Genomic DNA, 20,529 nt, shown 5'->3' with positions numbered 1-20,529 from the left:
GACAGAGGAGAAATCTCGAGCGGCACACTATGTAGTGTTCCTCCTAAAACAAGCCCAGCATAATTGGGGCCCACTGCGGCAATCCCGGTTGGAGTGCGCGTCACCCGAAGAGTGAGTTGATGTTCATCAGGGTCAGCGGTATACGCATAGTAGCCCTCCGCCGGTATCCACTGGGCAATCTGATTTAAGATGACCAGTAGGAAACCTTGGAGTTCATAAGGAGGATGTAAGTTATTGAGTATCCCCTCTAAACTCATCTCGCCTAACTGCGCGCGAGACGAGCCATTCAACAGCCCCACACCTATCCCCCCCTCGGTATAGAAAATACCGTTGACTTTCAGTGTCACTAAAAGCCCAAAGTACTATCGATTAATAGTTCACGAGAGGAATATCATTGACGAATCCATAATACCATCAGGTTCGGGCTTTTGACATAAAATTCACTGGTTCGCGGATGGCTGCGGTGATAGGCCAGTGCCCAATAATAAGCGCGAGCTTCAATGCCACGAAGCGAGGCCCCTTGGTATAGGGAATTCCCTGATCCCAACGGCAATGTCAGGTCCTGTCGTGTGACACGTCGACCACTCGGAAAGATCCGCGGTTCGACATATAAGAAGATGTCCGGTGTCAATATCGGATAGTGCGCATCACGGTCCAATTCATAGTGTGCATTCTCGGCATCTTTCAAGGAATACTCCGTCACAAAGCTCGCGATTTCCATCTGCCATCCCTTGCCCAGGACCTCACTATACTGTTGTACCGGAGAGATAATGGTCCATTGATAGGGAGGAAAACTATTTTCGATACGGCTCGTGGCTTCCCCCGCTAAAGGCGGCGCATATTGAGTTAAGGTCACGGCACTAGCCGGGGTGGCTAGCCCGAGAAGTGCCACCACAATCATCACAACATTGGTCACAACGGCAGAATGGAACCAGTTCAGTATCGGTGTGAGCAGTAAATCCAGCGCCATCACCAACACCATCAGCCCTAAAATATCGCTCCACAGAATGGTGCTGGCGACAACGCTTAAATGCCCAAAGAGCCCTGCCACGATCGCTAACATCCCCATGGCCAGAGCGAGTCGACTCGACCTGGGGGACTTCTTTGGACTCAGTCGGCTCACCACCACCAACACCAGCGCAACGAAGATAATCCAATCACTCGCTTGTCCGGCATTATGCCATAGAGGCGTCAGCGCCGGAAACGGTGCCAATAGCCAGCCATCAGGACTCAATGGATGTCCTGTGGCGTATCCTATGGCCAGAGGCACGCCCCCGAAGAGTACTCCCACCGCGCTTGACACTCCCGTATAGACCACAGCCACGCGTGCCTCAGGGTCCTGGGGCCTTCCCAAGACCATCATGGCCACCAGGTATCCGACAACCGCGACGGGTGGACTGATGAGGCTTGCCGCGAGCAGTGAAAGCATGATGTAGGTGCCTTGCGTGCGGGTCGGTCTCTCTTGGAATGCCAACGCCTGGGTAATCGCCATAATCACCATAATGAGCGCCCAGTGGAGGGTCAATGGACTTTCAAAATTGATCGGAAATCCAAAATGGGCAATGGACGACACGCTCACTAAAAACATGGCGAGTGCGGTAATTTGTCCTACCTTGGTCAACTGGTATGTCACGGCCCCTACAGCAATGACGGTAAACACATCCGCCACCGGATAGAGAAATCGCAACACGTCCATCGACGGGAGGAAAAATGCTGTCGCCAGCGACGCCCCGAGAGCCGGCAAGCCCAACGGCGCCGATCCACTCGCATAGACTCCGGAATTGGTGGCCAAGCTCGCAATGCGCAACAGATTGACGTAGCCTTGGGGTGTTCCCGGATCTGCTTGTCTTAAAAGAGGATACGACCCGTAGACAAGCGCCCATCCTACGGCCACCACCATAAGAATTATTCCCACAACCCCATACGTCGTGAGCGTCTCATTCCACCATTCAGCAAGGCTCGCCGACACTTGCTGTTTGATGTTCCGCCATGCGGGTCCCGGCGACTCAAAGAGATCCCAAAAGTGGCCCGTTGGGCCTTCCTTGGGCTTCGCCTCCCGCTGACCCAAGCGGTGCGTAACCACTAATGCCCCGACTACCACCACAAACAATACTGCGTACCGCACTAAGCCGGCATAGGATAAAATCGTCGCAACGGCAGCCCAAAATGCCACACCGGCTGTGATCATGTAGGTCGCCATCCACCCTTCGCCTTTCACACGACGAATGGCCCAGAGAGGGAGGAGGATAAACATCACCAGCACTGCCAGTAATACGTGAATTTCGTCTATAATCGATGACCCCAAATACATATTGTGTCTATCCTTCTTCCATCCATGGGTTGCTCATCCATCCATCCGTCTATCAGCGTTGGGTGCCCGCTAAATGGCCTAAGTCAAGCGATACAGAAAATAGTCCGCCTTGGGCAGCATTCTCAGCACCGTATAAGTGCTATAAATCGCCATAAATGCGGCGCTCACCACCAGCCCTAATACAGCATATTGATAGCCATTCAGTATTTGTGTCGCTGCTATTCCGACAATCAGATCCACTAAAATCCCCGACATTAAAAGGCGCAAAGCGGGCCGGGGATGAGAGAGCGTAAACAGCAACAAGATATTAAAAATCGAGACCGAAAAGAGCACATAGGCCCAACTAGACACGGCAAAAACAAACGGTTCGACGCCGTGAACCGGCACTGCGGTTCGAAATAGGCTGAGGGGTGTCAAGAGGCGCACAGCAATGCGAATCATAAAGACCCCAACGATCGACAGGCCCGCAAACACTGCCAGTGCGGTGAAATAGGTGGTGCGCAACCGCACAAAAAACTCTCGCGCACCCCCAATCAGCATTTGATGCTCCAGCCGTTCAATCCGACGCATCACAAACGAAATGAGCACTTCTGCCACACTTAAGGGTAAAAACAAGGCCGCAAGAGACCAGTCCATGCCAAGCTCATACTGTCCGCGAAACCAAATGTTATAAGGAAGATAGGTGGTCTGCGACGACCAAGCGACCAAGCGATCCACGTAGATATAGACAAAATACAGGACTCCATAAAGGAAATACGTACTCGCCCCATGGGCCAACTGGGACAATCGCGTCTTAAAGGCTCCGGTGATCGCACGATACTCTCGGGTACGAATTCTAAACAAGAGAAGCGATGTTCCCAGCGATACAAATGACGCCACCGCCATCGCGACCGCCTGCGCCCATTGCACCGGCATTCCATGCCGATGCAATACATAGGCCACCCCAATGGCCGCAACCGTAATAAACGTCAGCATATACTCCTGGCGCAAGATATAAAGTCCCGTAAACGAAAGCCATAAGAGCGATAGCATGACGGTGTACAAAATCATTAACAGCACTAAATGCTCTGGAATAATCGGGAATACAAAATCACCTACCACAATTAATCCTGCAACCACCAACGTTAGTGCAATCGCCCACCGCATGACCAAAAACACCGTGGATTCAATTTCTTGAGCCTTCTGCATTCCCATTAGCACGTAATATACGTTGGTCATGGCCTGAGTAAATCCACCGGTTGTCAAAAAGCTCAGAAATGTGGCCAAGGCGATGGCCGTAGCATTAGAGACCGAAAAGTATTGATAGGATGCAAAAGAGATGTGCAGCGTAATCATCGCCATCACCGAGACAATCATCGGCAATGTAAACGTGATACCGTGACCAAAATCGCGAATGATAGAGAAAAAAAGCGCCTTACGCGTCATCACAAGTTGAATGGGTAGCGGCGCCTGAACCACCTGCCGTCGAAAATCCAAAAACAGTTCTTCCGCCGCAGCAAACACATCCACATATCCAAAGGCCGCTTCGATGCGCCGATCCGTCCACCCCAGAGACTCCAGAACGGCCGCCACGTCTAGGGGATCTTGAATATCTGGATTCGTCTCCTGTACCTTAATGCGCAGTTGAGCCCATCCGCGACCTCGGTCACTCGCGCGTGGCGACACTCCCATCCATAGTTCCTCCATAATTTTACATGACAAATTACTACATATATCATATACTAATCTTTACGAAGAATTAATTTTTAGCAAATTAATGTTGGATGATGTCGATCCGAGTTAAAGGAGTATGGCGATGGCAAGACCAAGTGTTCTTTTGGCGACCGAGGGCACCTATCCGTATCACCAAGGAGGAGTCAGCACCTGGTGCGATACATTGGTGCATCAAATCCCAGAAGTCGACTTTACGATTTTTGCCATTGCCATGAATCCGTATGTCTCCGTCTTATTTGACATTCCTGGAAATGTGCAAAGAATTGTCTCTGTCCCTCTTTGGGGCATGCAGGATCCCTCAGAACATCGCGAAGAACTGGCCTATTCGGAAATTTTTCTCCAGAAACAGCGAACGGGCGCTGAAGAAATCAACGTCAGATTTTTGCCGGCATTTGAGAAGTTTTTGAATGGCTTGTCGGAAGTCGGCGAAGCTGGTAGTCTTGGTCAATCGTTAGTGGAAATGTATCAATTCTTTCGTCTTTACGATTATTATACAACCTTTAAGTCGAACGACGTGTGGACACTGTTCAAAACTTGGGCTCTGCAGACGGCTCAGCGAGGATTTTGGAGCGAACCGACGGTGTTTGAATCGGTTCAAGGATTGGGCTGGATTTATCACTTTCTTACGGTCCTAAACACCGCCATTCCGTCCGTGGACGTGGTGCATTCCTCCGCCGCTGCGTTCTGTGGGATGGTCGGCATTGTATCAAAGCTAGAGAGTGGTACCCCCTATGTATTGACTGAGCACGGAGTGTACTTACGCGAACAATATCTCTCGATTGGTCGCAGCAACATGACGCCGTTTTCGAAGCGATTTCTGATTAGCATGGTCAAAGCCATTTCCAAAGAAAATCTGTACTATGCCGATGAGTTGTCGCCCGTATGCGCCTTCAACGGACGCTGGGAACGGGTCCTCGGTGCTAACGCAGAAAAGATTCGCGTCATCTATAACGGCGTCAGTGCCAAAAGATTCCATCCAACGGACCGTGAAAGCCCGCGCCTGGAAGTAGGAGCGACTAAGACGGCGGAACCATTGCGGGTATTGTCGGTGGCTCGCATCGATCCGAATAAGGATCTTGACACCTTGCTACGAGCGGTCAGTCTGGTTCATTCATTCGGTATCCCTATCAAGGTCAAGGTGCAAGGGTCTATCTCGGTACCCCAATACAATGAAGAAATCATGGCTTTAGCCCGTCATTTGAAGTTGGGTGACATCGTCGAATTTTCGGGTCACACCGATGATATGGGCAGGGTCTATCGCGAATCCGACTTAGCCGTCCAGTCCAGTGTGACTGAAGCCTTCCCCTATTCGGCCATCGAATCGATGATGTCAGGCATCCCCATGGTGGCGACCGATGTCGGTGGCACCCGCGAAGCACTGGGGAGCACCGGAATCCTGGTGCCCTCACGCGATCCCGGACAATTAGCACTCGGCATTGCCATGTTGGCTCAAGACGCGGAGTTGCGACACCGTCTTGGGCGAGCGGCGCGGGAACGGGCGCTTACCTACTTTGAAATATCAGATACCCTGTCCCGGTTCCTTGCCCTCTATCAGCGGTGGCAGCGGCACGGCGACGTGCCCCAGCCCGATAGAGAAGCCATTTTTGTCGCCGATCCCGCCCTTTTGGCAGTGACTCGCGGAGTCCTCCTCGAGCGTCTTGGACAATCGCTATTGGCGGAACAAGAATTTTTGACAGCGCTGTCGCTCTTAGGTAATCATCCGGCAGCGGTACCGCTGTTAGCGGAAGTGGCGAATCTCGCCTGGCGCGGCGGTAAGACCCATCAGGCCACACAATATCTTCTCAAAGCCAAAATGCTTGAAAATGTTTTCCACTATGAACGAGCCCAAGTCGGATAAGGCGACTAGTGCTTGTGATTTAGGGCCTTGGCCAGTACTATGAATATAGTTTATAGAGATTGCTTGTCTTATTGGTCCCCAAGATGTCACGGTGAGGTCAACACATCTTGCAAGCCATCATCGCACCGGCCGTGACAACGGTCTTACAAGGAGGGATTTTTATGTCAAGACCGACCCGAAAAGCCTTGCTAGGCTATCGAGTTGCCGATGCCAATCGGTATCTTGAGGACCTTGAATCCCATCTTGCAGAACAAGAACAGCGTCGCCAGTCGCAGTTGGACGAATTACGCACCCAACTGAAAGCATCTGAAACACTGATCGAGCAGTCTGAAGTGACATTAAAATCCCTGCAGGCGACCTATTTTCGCCTCTCTGGTGAACTTTCGACACTGACGGTGCGCGCTCAAGAAATGATGAATCAGGCGCGCGAAAGCTTTGACGTAGAAGAGCAGAAGTTGTGGAATATCATTGAGGAGAATCGAGCATACAGTGATCAACTGCAAAAGGCGATCCAGATGGTGCCCACCCAAATTCGTGCGGTTATTGAAGCATTGACCGACCCTGTATTAAAGGGCGTCCCCGAGAGCCAAGATAGCGGGTACCCCGCTCATGATGGTGCCAGCAATATCTCTATAGAAGCGCGTGCCCTCGAGGGTGGTCGCCATGCCTGAAATCTCGTCTTCGCGTAATCCGGCGGAAGAATTGCCGCGCGGCTTTTTTGGGTACAGAAAAAAGAATTTTTCGCTATACGTGGAGCACCTGTGGCATGATGAGTCTCTGAAAGAACACGCATTCACCGATCAAGTGCAACGCCTCTCGCTCGAAATCGCCCGGTTTAACGAACGTCAAAAAACCTTGGCCGATATGTCGAATCACATCCAAATGGAGTGCGAACGCTTGCAGTTGCAGTTGGAGAGGGAAAAAATTAACGGTCGCTTTGCGGAAGAGGGAGCCAATCAAGAAATTCAACGGCTCAACCAATTGCATCGTCAACGGATGGCTGTACTCCAAGCCACCCAGTCCCGCGCAGAACGCGAAGTAAACCACACCGAAACCGTCATTTGGCAACTGTCTGAAAACCTCACGCGCGTTTTACAAGAATCACAAGCTCTCGCCAATCAACAGTATTCTTCCACCACCATCGAAACCGTCTGGAAGGACTGGGTAGCTACAGTGTTGGGAGGGGTGCCAGGACCGCTTCACCAGGAATCGCTCGCTCAAGGAGTACTAACCCAGATCCGTATCCTCCCCGGCATGGTACAAGTGACCTCGAGAACCGGAGAAGAGGTGGGTGTGCTCCATTCGGTGATTATGACCACCGTGCCTCCCGCCATTGTCGCCTATAGCCTTACCGACTCCAGAATCATACACGCAGACGATGTGCAGGTCTTGAGGCTAAAAAATCTGATGGTACGCGCACAATACCGTGCTACCACGCTAGATAGCCTTCGGGACTTCTATCAAACCTTTGAGAAGCCTCGACCTAAGGATACCGATCAAATCCATCGCCTTTCATCACATGCCAACGACGGCAGCGTCCCCGCTCCATCGACGGAGGTCCCCCTCTCGTCGTTCACCGTTCCCGAGAGTGTAGATGTCCCCACCCCCTCATCAGCCCACGGCACAGCGGTAGACGACATCGCATCTGAATCTCGTACAGCGGAGGATACGGGTACGTTCGACCCAGCATTACGCTTTTCCGCGCCCGCCAGCAATGGGATTGACCTAGTGGCTCCTCTTCCGGCAGATGAAGAGAACCCGGCTAACCCACTAGAGGTGGCGCCTTCCGAGCCCAGTGGACCAGAGAGTGGGGTGTCTTCAACATCCATAGACGACGAGAAACGTGTTTTTGATCCAGAAACGACAGTAAACTCTGATTCGGCTCCGGAAGCTGTGGAAGACAGGCCAGTCTCGGCGACTAGTCCTGACCTTAGCGCGTCGGTGATGGAACCCATGCGTAGCCAACCTCAAGCGTCCGTCCACGAAGACCCCTTAGTCAGCACAGAGGTTCATGGCGCTGAAGCGAGTGGTGCACTGTTGCCGGACGCGGAAGAAAGACCATCCCGAACCAATGTCGTGTGGGACAACGGTCCCGCGTTAGATACACATAGCGCGTCTGTATCATTCGAGCCGGCACCAATCACTCAAGACTCGACTGCAACCGCAAGCGAGGAACGGGTGTCAGGCCCTTCGTGGTATGGAGAATCTCAGGCCTCTTTACAAGCCGACTCCGCCCGAGTGTTGTTACAACTTCCCGGAGCAGACGAAAGTGACGCTCCGGTGCTTTCGTCAGCCACCTTTTCTGTAATACCAGACACTTTTGACCAAGAACCCCTCCCAGGAATGGACTCGGTTCACGACCAGACCGCCATTCCTATCCCGTCATGGACGGATGGGGTGCCAGGCCGTACGGCTAAACCCAGTGCTCCGACTCATCCTGCGACATCACCGCCGTTTACTCAACCATCCATCCCCATGTCTTCCATTCCACAACCCATGCCGGTTGAATCTAATGATTCTGGTAGCCTTGATGTACGCGCATTTTTATTCGGAAAACGCGTAGGACAAGATATCTATAGCGAATCTGAGGTGATAGCGCGGTCTGGAGACCTTATTACCCCGGATCTAGTCCAACGCGTCGAACAGGCCGGCTTCTTGCCTGATCTCATTGTGCACATGGTATTCTAATTGGTCGGAATGCGACCTATCACTATGTTGTCGAAATAATCTTGAAGGCTAAAGAAGGATTCCTATCCAAAAGGGAGAATTCGCATACATATCACTAAACAATGCCGTTATGGGTTGGGAGGAAAACAGTGGAACAAAACTCAGAAGAGGTGCTACGGGTTTTTTTGCTTCGTAGTCGGCAAGCCATCGAAAAGCCTCTTCTTCCGCAAAAACTAACCGCCATGGCGGAAGCCGTGGTCGAAGCTGGCTTATTTCGTCGAGTCGCTTTTCAGCTTTATGCCGACCAGTATGGCGAAAAGCTTTTTGGATGGGCAGGGCTCACCCACGATGAAGAGGTATGGCTTAAAACGCACGATACTTTAGGAGCGGAAGAATATGGGTTGGTTCGCGAACATGGGACCAACCTAGGCAATCTCTATTTCGTCTCCCATGAGCAGCTCTACCGCATTTACGAGGATCCTGACGCGTATTTTCTATCATCAGACATTGAATGGAAAGGTCCAGGGTATTGGCATCCCGATGACATGCTGTATGCGCCCCTCCTTTCGTCGCGAGGTGAACCGCTCGGTAATGTCACGGCCGATGAACCGTTCAATCATCGTATCCCCACAGAAGAAACGGCCGCACTTCTCACCCCATTTTTGGCCATCGCGTCCGTCTTAGTGGAACAAAGCTTGGATCGTCGAATAGACACCTTAACGTCGTGTTTCAGCGCCCCCTTTTTCCGCGATGAAATGCTGCGGCTCGAATCCACTGGTGATTTAGAGGGATTGCTTTTTATGGACATGGATAATCTCAAGCAAGTCAACGACCTCAGGGGGCATGCCGCCGGCGATCGATTAATTCAACAAACCGCTCATCAGTTGCAAGCCATGGTAATCGACATTATAGGTCCCGCTACGCGAGTATTCCGGCTGCATGGCGATGAATTTGTAGTTCTCCTTCGCACGGGCACTAAGCCCCTACCGCAGCTCATCTTACAACTCCGTCAATACCGGGATGAACACATTCCTTATATCAGTATAGGAGGTGCCTCCTACCAACGAGGTATGGCATTTTTTGAATTAACGCGAGAAGCCGAGCAAGCTATGTATGAGGACAAATGGTCCCGCAAGGAACCCATTTCCCGATAAATTAGGTACCGGGCCCCTTAGGGCGCATTCACACCCCAATTCCTATTCCTATCCATCTTCCCATGACCCCACTCATACCAATCATCACAATGGCCCCAAGACATGACGCGTTTAGTCCTGACCATGATTGGTGTTGCTGCACTAGTCCTGATAGGATCGGATATCACCCCAATTAAATATTGCTTAAGGACAGCCGTATCCCCTAAGCTAGTGAGCAGTCGAATAACCAGGGGGACCCTCGATGCTTCTCACTATCGCTATTTTTTTTCTGATTGGCGTTGCCATTTTTCGTTTCCTACGTCCGTTATTTTGGGTTGTCCTAGCTTTAGTCGGGGTGGGATTGCTTATCACCCATATCAACATTCACAACGCATCCCTGGCCACAATTAAACCGGTCGTTCAACTTATAGGACACTTTGCCTGGAAATCCATCAAAAATGGTATGGGAGAATACTCGCGCTGGGGACATCGCCTGTCTCATCGCCTCTAATACGATGGACCGCTGCAGTGGCATTCATTTGCACGCGAAATCGCCCTGTCTGTCTCAGCACAGCAATGTGAGCCAAGAAATCGAATGAGATATCGTTCCTAAGAGTATTGCGACCCGGGTATAAGACTTGCCAGAGGAAGACGAAGAGAGGACAATAAACTCATCACGAACGCTGGACGATACAAGGAGCGAATGCGCGTATGGATAAAATTCCTTTCATTGCCGTTAACGAAGCACCAATTGACCTTTGGTATGAGGGTCCAACATTTCTTATGGCGGATAAGCCACCGGGACTAGCTGTACATCCCGACAATCAACAAGGCACCGATAGTGTCGTGAATCGCCTCTTACACAATAACCGCTGGCTGGCAGAGATGGAAACCAGCCATAGGCCGGGGGTCATTCATACGCTAGCGCACCCAGACCGCGGTCTGGTCCTCATTGCTAAATCTGATGAGATGGCCGAAGTCCTCAGAAACCAGTACGCAGCCGGTGACATCATGTTTTCGTTTCGCGTACTGGCTCCTTCGTCAACAGTCCCACACTCACATGATCAAGTGACGATATTTGATCACCAGTCTTATCAAGATAAGGGGGTCTGGGACATTGATAGCTCCATCGGCGATACCACACAACTGCGAAAAGAATGGCTTCACTCGGACGCTGAAGACATCTATTTTGTTCTTTATCGATTAACGGTCCGGACACCGCAGAAGACCGTGACAGCGGCCCTCGGAGATCGCATTTGGCTTCCCTCCTTGGAGCTCTATACGGTGCCGCCCTGTAGCGTATGTAACGGCACCAAAGCCTTTCTCAGCTATAACGGGTTTGCCTATGTAGACTATTCGCTCACTGAAGAAGCGAATGTCGCCGTCATGCGCCAGTTACGGGGCGACGACCGCGGCATTCCGGTGATTCGGTTAAATGGGCAAACCTCAGTCGGTTTTGACCGCCATCGCCTGAAAAAGGCTTTAGGGCTCTTTTAAGCAGAATGGTACTCTCTCAGCATGGAGGTGGTAGGTAATATGACAAGTTGGCATGGTACACTCAAGGTCTCGCACCAACACCTAGACGCTCTGGATACCTTCATCCATGAACCCGACACGCGACAAGGGGACATCTTTGATCAGGGCACTCTAACGGTGGATCGTCATCAGCAGATTGACTGGATCATCAAGCATGATTTGTATGAGGGTGTGGTCGTCCATTTTAGCCTGATGAAAAGAGACGCCGTAGAGTTCCTCAAAGGCACCGAGAAAACCCTTCGTCAGGCCTCTGACCTGATGCAACAATACACGCTGGAACATGACGATAGAGCCTATGAGATTATGGTGAGCGAAGAATCTTAGCTCTCGTCTACGGGGGCCCCTGGTACCCTGATGAATTAAGGGAGAGCCCCCACCCTTCCGTGTTTAAACCCGATAGTGCTACTAAAATGGCGCCCTTCTTCATGATACAAGAAGGGCGCCATTTTGTAGCAAATAAGGCTATTAGGATACTCCCGACTTAAACAACATAATCCAAATCGACATTCCCACCATGCCTGCGGCAATAAAAAATACCAGAAAAAGAGGAATCATTTGCCAAGCAATCCCTCGACTCTCGCGAAGGTGCATAAACACTCCCAACTGCAGGACCGCTTGCCCGACAGCCAAAGTCAATATCACCACCAAGAGCGACACCGGAGGCAACATATGGTCCATGACCATAAAATATGCCCCGAACGTCAACACCAGCGATCCAATGTAACCCGCAATTTGAATCGATGGGAACTTTTCTTCATGAAAGCGAGGCTTCAGAAAGGTTAAGTTCTTATCATTATCTTCTTGGTATGCTTGCTCTACCGTAATAAATTCCGCGCTATCCGACACCGCATTCGCCTCCCTTAAGTCCTATGATCGTCGCTGCGCATCAACCTATCTTGATGCTCAAATCTTGCCGTTCAAATAGACGAACGTAAAGATGAAAATCCAGACGATATCAAGAAAGTGCCAATAAAGCGAGAACGTATACAGTTTTCGCGCCGTTTTCGCCGTAATGCCTCGCTTTTTCAACTGAAACAGTAGTGTGAGCGCCCAAAAAATCCCAAAACTCACGTGCGCTCCGTGGGTCCCCACTAAGATATCAAAAGCCGATAGAAAGGCACTGGTATGCCAGGTCGCATGCTGTGCCGCGAAACTGACGAAGTCGTGCACCTCGGTACCAACGAATCCTGCACCTAACAACATGGTAATCACCAGCCATGTCATCGTGGCCCGCACGTTATGCTTGCGCATCGCATAAATTCCGAGCCCTATCGTAAAGCTGCTGGTCAAAAGCAGTAAGGTCTCGATCAGCACGGGACCCATCTTAAAGAGCTCTTGCGATGTCGGGCCTTGAGCGACCGCCGTATGGTACACCGCATAGGTGGAAAAGAGGCTACCAAAAATGAGCACGTCTGTTACCAAGAACATCCAAAACCCGGTAATTTTGATGCTTTCCTTTTCGTCAGCAAATTCCAGTGGTAATTGTTGTTGTGCGTGGTCCTCGGTCACTGAAAGACTCATCCTTGTAACCTCCCTAAAGCCGTTTCCGTTTGGCGAATAACATCGGCATGGAGATGGTGATGGTCATCATAGTCAAAGCCTGAGAAGACCAAGCACAATATAATGCCGGCCACGCCGATGCCTCCCACAATCCACCACTTAAACGTCAATCCAAAGCCCATCACAAAGAAGCTTAGACCGATTAAGAAGGGAATCGCGGAATTCTTAGGCATCTCAATATCGTGCACATCGTCAGGGCCCAAATTAGCGAGAGACTGCCCATTTTGTTTCATATGCCACCACTGGTCCCGATCCTTGATGACCGGGATGCGCACAAAATTGTACTCCGGTGCAGGCGAGGGGATCGACCATTCTAAGGTGCGACCGTTCCACGGGTCCCCGGTCATATCCCGTTCACCATATAGGACACTCCAGACAATGTTGTAGACCATCACCACAAATGCTGCACCCATGATGAACGCGCCAAAGGTCGAAATCACGTTTAAGTCATGCCACCCGAATCCTGCCGGGTAGGTGTACATACGACGTGTCATTCCCTTGAGTCCCAGCATATATTGGGGGGTAAAGGTCACCCAGAAACCGATGAAATAAAGCCAAAATGCCCATTTCCCTTGGGTCTCATTGAGCTTCATGCCAAACATCTTCGGCCACCAATAGTACATCCCTGATAGTAGTCCAAACAAAGTTCCACCAATGAGCACGTTATGAAAGTGCGCCACTAAGAAATAGGTGTTATGAAACTGATAGTCTGCCGGAACCACGGCCAACAGCACCCCGGTGGCACCACCAATCACAAAGGTGGGAATGAACGCTAACTGGTAGAGCATGGCGGTGGTAAATTGAATGCGTCCACCCCACATCGTAAAAATCCAGTTAAATATTTTCACTCCCGTCGGAATGGCGATGAGCATGGTGGAAAGCCCAAAGAAGGCATTTACCGCAGGACCCGCGCCCATGGTAAAGAAGTGATGGACCCAAGTGCCATAGGCCAGAAACATAATGGCCACGATGGACACCACCATCACGGGGTAACCAAACAGTTGCTTCTTAGAAAAGGTCGCCACGACTTCAGAAAAGACGCCAAATAAGGGAATGACTAAAATGTACACCTCTGGATGTCCAAATAGCCAGAACAGGTTGGTATACATCATCGGCATCCCACCCTGCGTCAACGTAAAGAAGTGGGACCCCGCAATGCGATCGAGAAGACTCATGGCCACCGCCACCGTCAGCGGAGGAAACGCAAACAGAATGAGTGCCGATGTCACCATGGTGGACCATACAAACATCGGCATTTTCATAAGTGTCATGCCGGGCGCACGCATGCGGATGGTGGTGACCAGAAAATTAACCCCCGTCATGGTCGTACCCATTCCCGCGATAAAGAGCGCAAGAAAGTAATAATTTTCTCCCGGCCCCGGATTAAAGGCCAGTCCCGTATAAGGAGCATAACCCGTCCACCCAGCATTCGGTGATCCACCGATGAGAAATGATACGTTGAACAAAATGGCCCCAAAGGCGAATAGCCAGTAACTCATTGCATTTAGGCGCGGGAACGCCACATCGCGCGCTCCAATCATGAGCGGAACGACGGCGTTAAAAAGTGCAAAAATAAAGGGCATGGACATGAAGAAGACCATGATCGTCCCATGCGTGGTAAAGACCTCATCATACTGCGACGCCGGCATAAAATGCGACGTAGGAAGCGCTAACTGGGTACGCAACATGAGCGCATCAATTCCCCCACGCATCAGCATCAAAAGTGCTGCAATTAAATAGAGCACCGCAATCCGTTTGTGGTCCACGGTCGTGAGCCAATCGCGCCAGAGCCAGCCCCAACGCTTGGTCTTGGTGAGCAGGGCCACAATGCCGATAACTCCAATAATCAGCCCCGCATCAATGGCGAGAATGTCCGGCAAGCGCACGCCAGGAGGGAAGAGCGTATGAATGAGATAGGTTACAAATGACGGCATACTTATCCACCTTTCAACATGTGAACCTCAAATGACGCAACGCGTCCTACGGCATGGTCATCGGCATGTACATGATATCTTTCTTGTCACGCATAATGGTGTACATCCCATTTCCACTCAAGGTAAATCCATTGGCAATGGAGGGGAATGTCCCCGCAGGATAATTGCTATATGTGGACACGCCCACCGTATTAAACTTTAACAATCCCTCATAATCTGCCAATGTCATCGGTTTGGCGGTCACGCGGGTGCTATTAACCCAAGCCTGAAAATTCGCTGTCGAAACCGCCTTCACGTTGAAAAACATTTTGGCAAACCCGACCCCAGAATATTGGCCACTATGTCCCCAATAGGTCCCAGGCTTATATGCCTCAAGCCATAACGGCAGGACGCGGTTAGGCATGGTATATTCCATTCCACCCAATTGAGGGACCCAAAACGTATTCATGGCGGAGTCAGCCGTCAATTCAAACAGCACCGGCCTCCCTGCCGGAATGACCGCGTAGTTAACCGTCGCAATGTGCTTCCCCGGATATTGAAATAACCACTTCCAAGAAAGCGAGGTCACATCAATCACCACCGGATCCTTGGTTTTCGGAAGATGGGCAAGACTAAACGTCGTCTTTACGGTTGGTATCGCAATAATGGTTAACAAAACAGCAGGAAGCACCCACCAAAGCACCTCAAGAAATTTGTGGCTGTGCCACTCAGGACGGTATGGCGCCTTATTTCCGGGAGTATCACGAAATCGAATGACCACATAAAAGAATAAGGTAAACACAATCGCGATGACAATGGCCATCGCCACAGACGCAAGCACGATCAAATGCAGTTCACTTTTCGCAACTGGCCCCTGTGGATGCAGCAATACGTATTGCTGGCCACACCCAGCGCTCAATACCCCAGCCGCAAGCGCCATTAGTGCCAGTTTCCGGTAGGGTCTCTTAAACCACTTTCGGAACATCACAAAACCACCTCTACCCAAAAGTTCTTTACCCACGGCATAACAACTCCACACGATATTTCGGCATGGTCCACGAAATCATCAAGTGGGGAGAAATATTAATTAATCTCTCGGTAACATTCTAACCATCGCAATCGTTAGATTACTTGACTCGAAGTATAGCAATATTGAAACCGACAATCAATTTATCTTGAAGCAATTTCATCGATTTATCTCCCGCATTTTGCAAAGGGTGCCATCGCTCGGCGCAATAGCCAGCAACGCCGGCCAATCTCTCTCGGTGTCTAGACATCTCCATGACCTCTCAGAGATGACGGAATACTCGGGATGGTTGTAAGTGGCGCTAAGGCGTCACGAGGGCGATGGCGAAGCCGTGGCTTGCGGTCGACGTCCAAATTGCCAGGTGAGGATCACCGCTAACGTCAAGACCATCCCCAAAATTATCCACCCAGCGTAGAAGCGATGCATGGCATCCACCACCGCACCAAATAGAGGCGGGAACACCGCCGAACCAAAAAACGCGGCTGTTCCCACACTACTCATGGCGAATCCCGAATGTTGGGCGGGAACCGATTCTCCTGCCCATACCATCGTCAATGCATTCCAACCCACTGCGCCTAATCCAAACACAAACCAAATGATCAAGAGGAGGCCGACCGGTACGGTGGTCGGCAAGAACGCGACGATAAAGGACATGAGAGCAGCAATAATCCCACACCAAATAATGACTGGTGGTCGGCGCCCGCCAATACGGTCACTAATGATGCCCGTCACCACGCGTCCTATTCCACCTCCCAGTTGAGCGGCCGCCAAGATTAACCCCGCCCAGACCAAGGACACGTGATGTACGCGATGAAGATCGGTCAAACTAAAGGCTAACAGAACATATTGACCGGACACCAACAAAACCGCCACCAGCGCAGGACGCCAGATCACCCGCAGTAGCGGGCGCCCCACCCGGGTGCCGGTCCGTTTGAGTGATGATTTCGGCCAATGAGCCATACTGGCGCTAAACGCCCATCCCAAGACCAGTAGTTCACCTGCATACAGAAAAAACACCCCGTCGTAGCCAACGCCGGTAATGAGACGAGGCAAAAGACTCGCCGCCAATAGAGCGCCGATGGGCACACCGGTTTGACGAATCCCCATGACCATCCCACGTGGACGATCTTGGAACGCGGTAAACACCGCTTTCGTCCCTGAAGCGGGAGCAATCGCCAACGCCACGCCTAAGAAAAACAGTAAGACCAAAAGAACATCGAACCCTGAAACCAGACTGAGCATCAGCGCAAGCCCTGACATCACAACGGATCCCAAGAATAGTAATCGTCTTGGGCCAATACGGTCCACTACCGCCCCCATAAGGACCATCGACGTCATCACGCCAAGAGACAGGGCCGTGGTCACGAGCCCCATTTGGGCGAGGCTTAAGTGATACCGTGCCGCAAAGAAGACGCCCATCACCACGATACCTTGTTGCACAAAGGACATTCCTGTCTGTGACAACGTGGCAAGAGTTAAAAAAGGATACGGTCCCGTACGGGCGTGAAAGTTTTCCGGGCTAAATGTCTTGGCCACCACTCCTCATCTCCTTAGCGTTGCAACGTGCGATGACACCATCCCCTCACGGATAACGCCAATACTGCCCCAGGCACGATCCCCACACCACCATCTCAACCACGCCGTGCTTTCAAATATCAGAGACGGCGAAAATAAATATGTAAGCTTTTCTTGAGAATCCCCGTCGCCCACTGGAGCTAGAGAAAAATAGCATCGGGCTCTTACGAAATCATCAGTCCCAAAGTGTTCCCAATGCGGTGTACGGATCCAAACCAAACGTTGTAGAACAAGCGATTCCGTCCTATCTATCCTCATCAGTGGCCCCGAAGAGTCTATCACCAGGTCTATTCAAAAGATTGAAGCATGGCGTCAATGACGTCGAAACCGTCTGCCGCAGCATTCTTTAGATCATCCTCTTGAATTAACGTCACCGTGCCCGTTCGAAAGACCTCCCCAATGACCTCTTCATCCTGCAGTCGCGCAATTTCACGACGTAACGACAGCTCGTCACGATGAAAAAGCAACATCGTCACACCCGCGTCCTCGACGAGAATCGTTCCACTGAGATCAGTAGCCAGCCCAACATCAAAAGGCTGCCGATAATCGAACTCAGGTCCGCCTGAGAAATACAGCACCCCTTCGGTCAGCACTATGGGGGGCTCATCCAACACATCAGCCAAGTCCTCAAGATCGGTGACTGCCACCTCAGCGTAATATCGAGGATGACGGGAAAGGTATTGTTGAAGAATGGTCTCCGAGAGTTCTTCCGCCTCCATAACCTGTTGTGCTTGAATCCGATAGTGCTGGTCTTGGTCAAGGCCGAGAACGAAATTCCAGTGGCGGCGCACCATTGTCCTGTCGACCCAATACCATCCTTCGGCATCTACCTCGGCGTCGATTTCACTCTGCCGTTGCACTTCTACGCCCAGTCTCCATAGTTCTCCTGACTCTTGAGATTGCATCTTATTCCCTATATAGTCGAGAACCTCGATCGGCCGCGCCTTCGCATCCATAAGAGCATATGCGGCAAGATAGTCATGATTATTTAACGCGTTCAGAAATGCCAGCACCACTTCATGCGCGGCTAAGGTTTCATGCTCTAACGCGTAGGCACAATCAATCCATGGCACAACTTCTCGCCCACCCGCCAATACCATCCATAATCCGACTCCTGTCATGCTTTCAAAAGGAAAGCGTTCGTTCACTGCCGACTGCAACATGCCCGCGGCAGTAATAAGTCCGAGCGCTTGATCCATGGAAATCGGCCACCAGAGCATCTCATCAAAGCTCTCGCGATGTGCGTCATCCGTGACAAAATAGGCCTCACCGACGTCACTAGCGTCATAGCGAATCATCCACACCGCCTCTATGCCGGTAAATTGACCCCCCCACTTCATTCGCACGATAATTGAGGCCGCATGCAACCGATAGGGGGAAACGACGATTTCTTCAATCGCCTCCACCGGTGGATACCATGCATAAGGGGAGAGATACCGCTCGGCGTCCGAACCGATCTCCCGAGCTCGGGTAATGACCGCTTTCCCTAAAGCCAGCCGATCGGGGTGATCGTTCAGCCCGATCAACAGGCGTCCAATCAGTGCCATTACTTCAGCCTCGTCCGGTAGTTCGCCGACCAACTGGGCCACATCATCGGGGGTAAGGCTGCGCATAATCAGATCCGCCAATTGGTCTACAGCTCCGGGAACCCACACTGCCTCTTTAACGGCCCCGATAAAGGCCTCGCCCTGCAATCCCAACATTTCACTGAGTAGATTGAAGACTCTTGTGTCCTTGGGGTTTGCCATACGTTCGACCATCCTCCTATCCTTCACATCCTATCATGAGTTCGTGCGGGTCGGTAGGAGCGATAATTAACCTCGCTTAGGTTTTACAGTGACGTCGAGGGCGCAACACGTCCACAGATCCTATATTCCAACGAAAATTCCTCAAATAATCTTCCCCGATTTTTGCTATTCGCGCGGCAAAACTGCCATAAATTCGGTATAATGCAACGGCAAGGGGAGGGATGGGGCTCGTGAAATATCTCCGTATCGGTGGACTGGGAATTCTCGGCATAGCTGCCGCCATATTCGGCTTTATGGGCGTGTCGAAGCTTCTCCCGTCGCCCCATCCGCTGCCCGGACCGACACCAGTGGTCGCCGTTGTGAAGGCCCATCGCGCTCCGACACGGCACTCCACCCAAAGCTCAGCAATTCCTGCACCGAATGCCATGGAACCCATCAATTACAACCTTTTTATGTCGATATTAGTGAGTGCCGGTCATTCGCTTCACATGACGGTTCTCGTTCCCCAATCCTCCTATACGGGAACGACACTTGAGGAAGCCTATGCTGATGATGACATCCTCAATCTTCAATATAACAACATGATCGTGATGGAGTCACCCGACCCCATTGCTTCGACATACCGACCCACGGGAGAAACTGCCGTTACGCTCGGCAACGGGGCCACCGCAGAATGGGAATTTATTCCCGGTGGGGGAGGCCCGACGCACCGCTTGGAATTCGAAGTGTCGGGCACCTACATCCGGTTACAACTCTACCATCCGCAAGTCAATAATTCGCTGTCCTCGACTGAGGAAGTTGCCAATACGTTTAGCTCGGTGAACTAACCTCAGGTCCTGGTAGCGTATACGATACCTCTTGGGCCTCATCTGCGGCGACAGGCGCCTCGAATAACCATTGCTTAGGCCACCAACGCGTCAAGACCAGCGCCGCCACTCCTAAGGAGGCAAGATATAGCGCGTCTTTTGTTACCACATAAGGGTATCCATTACTCAGACTCCATCGAAACACATGGATGGCCCATGTCATCGGCAGATAGGGATGAATGATCTGAAAGAACTTCGGTGATAGTATCACCGGGTACGTTCCCCCTGATCCCGCCAACTGCACCACCAATAAGACAATGCCCGTAATCCGGCCTGCATCACCAAGCTTTTCCACAAGAAAACGAATGAGAGACCACCATACCAGTCCGACCCCCGCAATGGTCGCCCAATAACTCAGAGGATGAACGGGATGAGCCGGTAGAATCAAACCTGTTCCAACCGCTAAAAACCCTATTTGTAACCCGGAGATTCCGAGACTTTGCCAGAGTCGGGAATGCACCCGTTTCGTGTCAAATCGTCCTCCCGGTACCAGTACTGTGGCCACAATCGCCCCCACCCACAGGGCTAATCATTACCCACATTTTTCGTGTGACTGATGCGCCAAAGTATTTGTACAGTATCAGCCCGTACGGTGTGAATCTCACTCGGACAATCTTTTTCG

Annotated in this window: 18 protein-coding genes; 8 read left to right on the top strand and 10 right to left on the bottom strand. The window is 51.3% G+C overall.

The window, feature by feature from the left end; genetic code table 11:
• The 3 genes from ACOJWD_RS08410 to ACOJWD_RS08400 all read right to left on the bottom strand — a co-directional run.
• Positions 1-299: hypothetical protein (locus ACOJWD_RS08410; protein ID WP_486992779.1), on the bottom strand; the 299-nt coding region annotated here is incomplete at its 3' end.
• 92 nt (positions 300-391) lie between these two features.
• The gene (locus tag ACOJWD_RS08405; RefSeq protein ID WP_486992778.1) at positions 392-2,311 is read right to left on the bottom strand and encodes a hypothetical protein; all 1,920 of its coding nucleotides are present in this window, start codon (positions 2,309-2,311) and stop codon (positions 392-394) included.
• A gap of 78 nt (positions 2,312-2,389) precedes the next feature.
• Positions 2,390-3,982, bottom strand: coding sequence for a hypothetical protein (locus tag ACOJWD_RS08400; RefSeq protein WP_486992777.1), 1,593 nt, complete (start codon positions 3,980-3,982; stop codon positions 2,390-2,392).
• 124 nt (positions 3,983-4,106) lie between these two features.
• Here ACOJWD_RS08400 and pelF point away from each other — a divergent pair, with 124 nt between their 5' ends.
• From pelF to ACOJWD_RS08365, 7 genes are all read left to right on the top strand, one after another.
• Positions 4,107-5,882, top strand: a complete 1,776-nt coding sequence (pelF, locus tag ACOJWD_RS08395; protein ID WP_486992776.1) for a GT4 family glycosyltransferase PelF — start codon at positions 4,107-4,109, stop codon at positions 5,880-5,882.
• A gap of 161 nt (positions 5,883-6,043) precedes the next feature.
• Positions 6,044-6,553: a hypothetical protein gene (locus tag ACOJWD_RS08390; protein ID WP_486992775.1), complete on the top strand. Its 510-nt coding sequence runs from the start codon at positions 6,044-6,046 to the stop codon at positions 6,551-6,553.
• Entirely contained in the window at positions 6,546-8,570 is a 2,025-nt protein-coding gene (locus ACOJWD_RS08385) for a hypothetical protein (RefSeq protein WP_486992774.1), read from the top strand. Before ACOJWD_RS08390 ends, ACOJWD_RS08385 begins: the two co-directional genes overlap by 8 nt.
• Before the next feature lie 128 nt (positions 8,571-8,698).
• Complete coding sequence (locus tag ACOJWD_RS08380) at positions 8,699-9,703, top strand: GGDEF domain-containing protein (protein ID WP_486992773.1); 1,005 nt, start codon at positions 8,699-8,701, stop codon at positions 9,701-9,703.
• Positions 9,704-9,944: 241 nt separating this feature from the next.
• Positions 9,945-10,193 carry a hypothetical protein gene (locus tag ACOJWD_RS08375; protein ID WP_486992772.1) on the top strand — a complete coding sequence of 83 codons (249 nt, stop codon included), beginning with the start codon at positions 9,945-9,947 and terminating at the stop codon, positions 10,191-10,193.
• A gap of 200 nt (positions 10,194-10,393) precedes the next feature.
• Positions 10,394-11,179 carry a pseudouridine synthase gene (locus tag ACOJWD_RS08370; RefSeq protein ID WP_486992771.1) on the top strand — a complete coding sequence of 262 codons (786 nt, stop codon included), beginning with the start codon at positions 10,394-10,396 and terminating at the stop codon, positions 11,177-11,179.
• A 39-nt stretch (positions 11,180-11,218) separates the two neighbouring features.
• Positions 11,219-11,542 (top strand): hypothetical protein, encoded by a 324-nt coding sequence (locus ACOJWD_RS08365; RefSeq protein WP_486992770.1) that lies wholly within the window; start codon positions 11,219-11,221, stop codon positions 11,540-11,542.
• Positions 11,543-11,683: 141 nt separating this feature from the next.
• Here the strand turns inward: ACOJWD_RS08365 and ACOJWD_RS08360 are convergent, their stop codons facing one another.
• The 6 genes from ACOJWD_RS08360 to ACOJWD_RS08335 all read right to left on the bottom strand — a co-directional run bounded on the left by ACOJWD_RS08360 (position 11,684) and on the right by ACOJWD_RS08335 (position 19,041).
• Positions 11,684-12,064, bottom strand: a complete 381-nt coding sequence (locus tag ACOJWD_RS08360; RefSeq protein ID WP_486992769.1) for a cytochrome o ubiquinol oxidase subunit IV — start codon at positions 12,062-12,064, stop codon at positions 11,684-11,686.
• A gap of 57 nt (positions 12,065-12,121) precedes the next feature.
• Positions 12,122-12,739, bottom strand: coding sequence for a cytochrome (ubi)quinol oxidase subunit III (locus ACOJWD_RS08355; protein WP_486992768.1), 618 nt, complete (start codon positions 12,737-12,739; stop codon positions 12,122-12,124).
• Complete coding sequence (locus tag ACOJWD_RS08350; RefSeq protein WP_486992767.1) at positions 12,736-14,712, bottom strand: cbb3-type cytochrome c oxidase subunit I; 1,977 nt, start codon at positions 14,710-14,712, stop codon at positions 12,736-12,738. Before ACOJWD_RS08350 ends, ACOJWD_RS08355 begins: the two co-directional genes overlap by 4 nt.
• Before the next feature lie 46 nt (positions 14,713-14,758).
• Entirely contained in the window at positions 14,759-15,676 is a 918-nt protein-coding gene (locus ACOJWD_RS08345) for a cytochrome c oxidase subunit II (protein WP_486992766.1), read from the bottom strand.
• Between the two features lie 351 nt (positions 15,677-16,027).
• A complete protein-coding gene (locus tag ACOJWD_RS08340) occupies positions 16,028-17,257 on the bottom strand; it encodes an MFS transporter (RefSeq protein WP_486992765.1) in 1,230 nt (409 codons plus the stop codon).
• A 323-nt stretch (positions 17,258-17,580) separates the two neighbouring features.
• Positions 17,581-19,041 (bottom strand): hypothetical protein, encoded by a 1,461-nt coding sequence (locus ACOJWD_RS08335; RefSeq protein ID WP_486992764.1) that lies wholly within the window; start codon positions 19,039-19,041, stop codon positions 17,581-17,583.
• 230 nt (positions 19,042-19,271) lie between these two features.
• Here ACOJWD_RS08335 and ACOJWD_RS08330 point away from each other — a divergent pair, with 230 nt between their 5' ends.
• The gene (locus tag ACOJWD_RS08330) at positions 19,272-19,868 is read left to right on the top strand and encodes a hypothetical protein (protein ID WP_486992763.1); all 597 of its coding nucleotides are present in this window, start codon (positions 19,272-19,274) and stop codon (positions 19,866-19,868) included.
• Here ACOJWD_RS08330 and ACOJWD_RS08325 read toward each other — a convergent pair.
• Positions 19,852-20,424, bottom strand: a complete 573-nt coding sequence (locus tag ACOJWD_RS08325) for a YhgE/Pip family protein (protein WP_486992762.1) — start codon at positions 20,422-20,424, stop codon at positions 19,852-19,854. The two genes, ACOJWD_RS08330 and ACOJWD_RS08325, sit on opposite strands and share 17 nt — an antisense overlap.
• Between the last annotated feature and the right edge of the window lie 105 nt (positions 20,425-20,529).

It is taken from the genome of Sulfobacillus sp. TH-112 (assembly GCF_057473405.1).
Note: the sequence above shows the minus strand (reverse complement) of the source record. Positions and strands in the feature narration are given on the sequence as shown.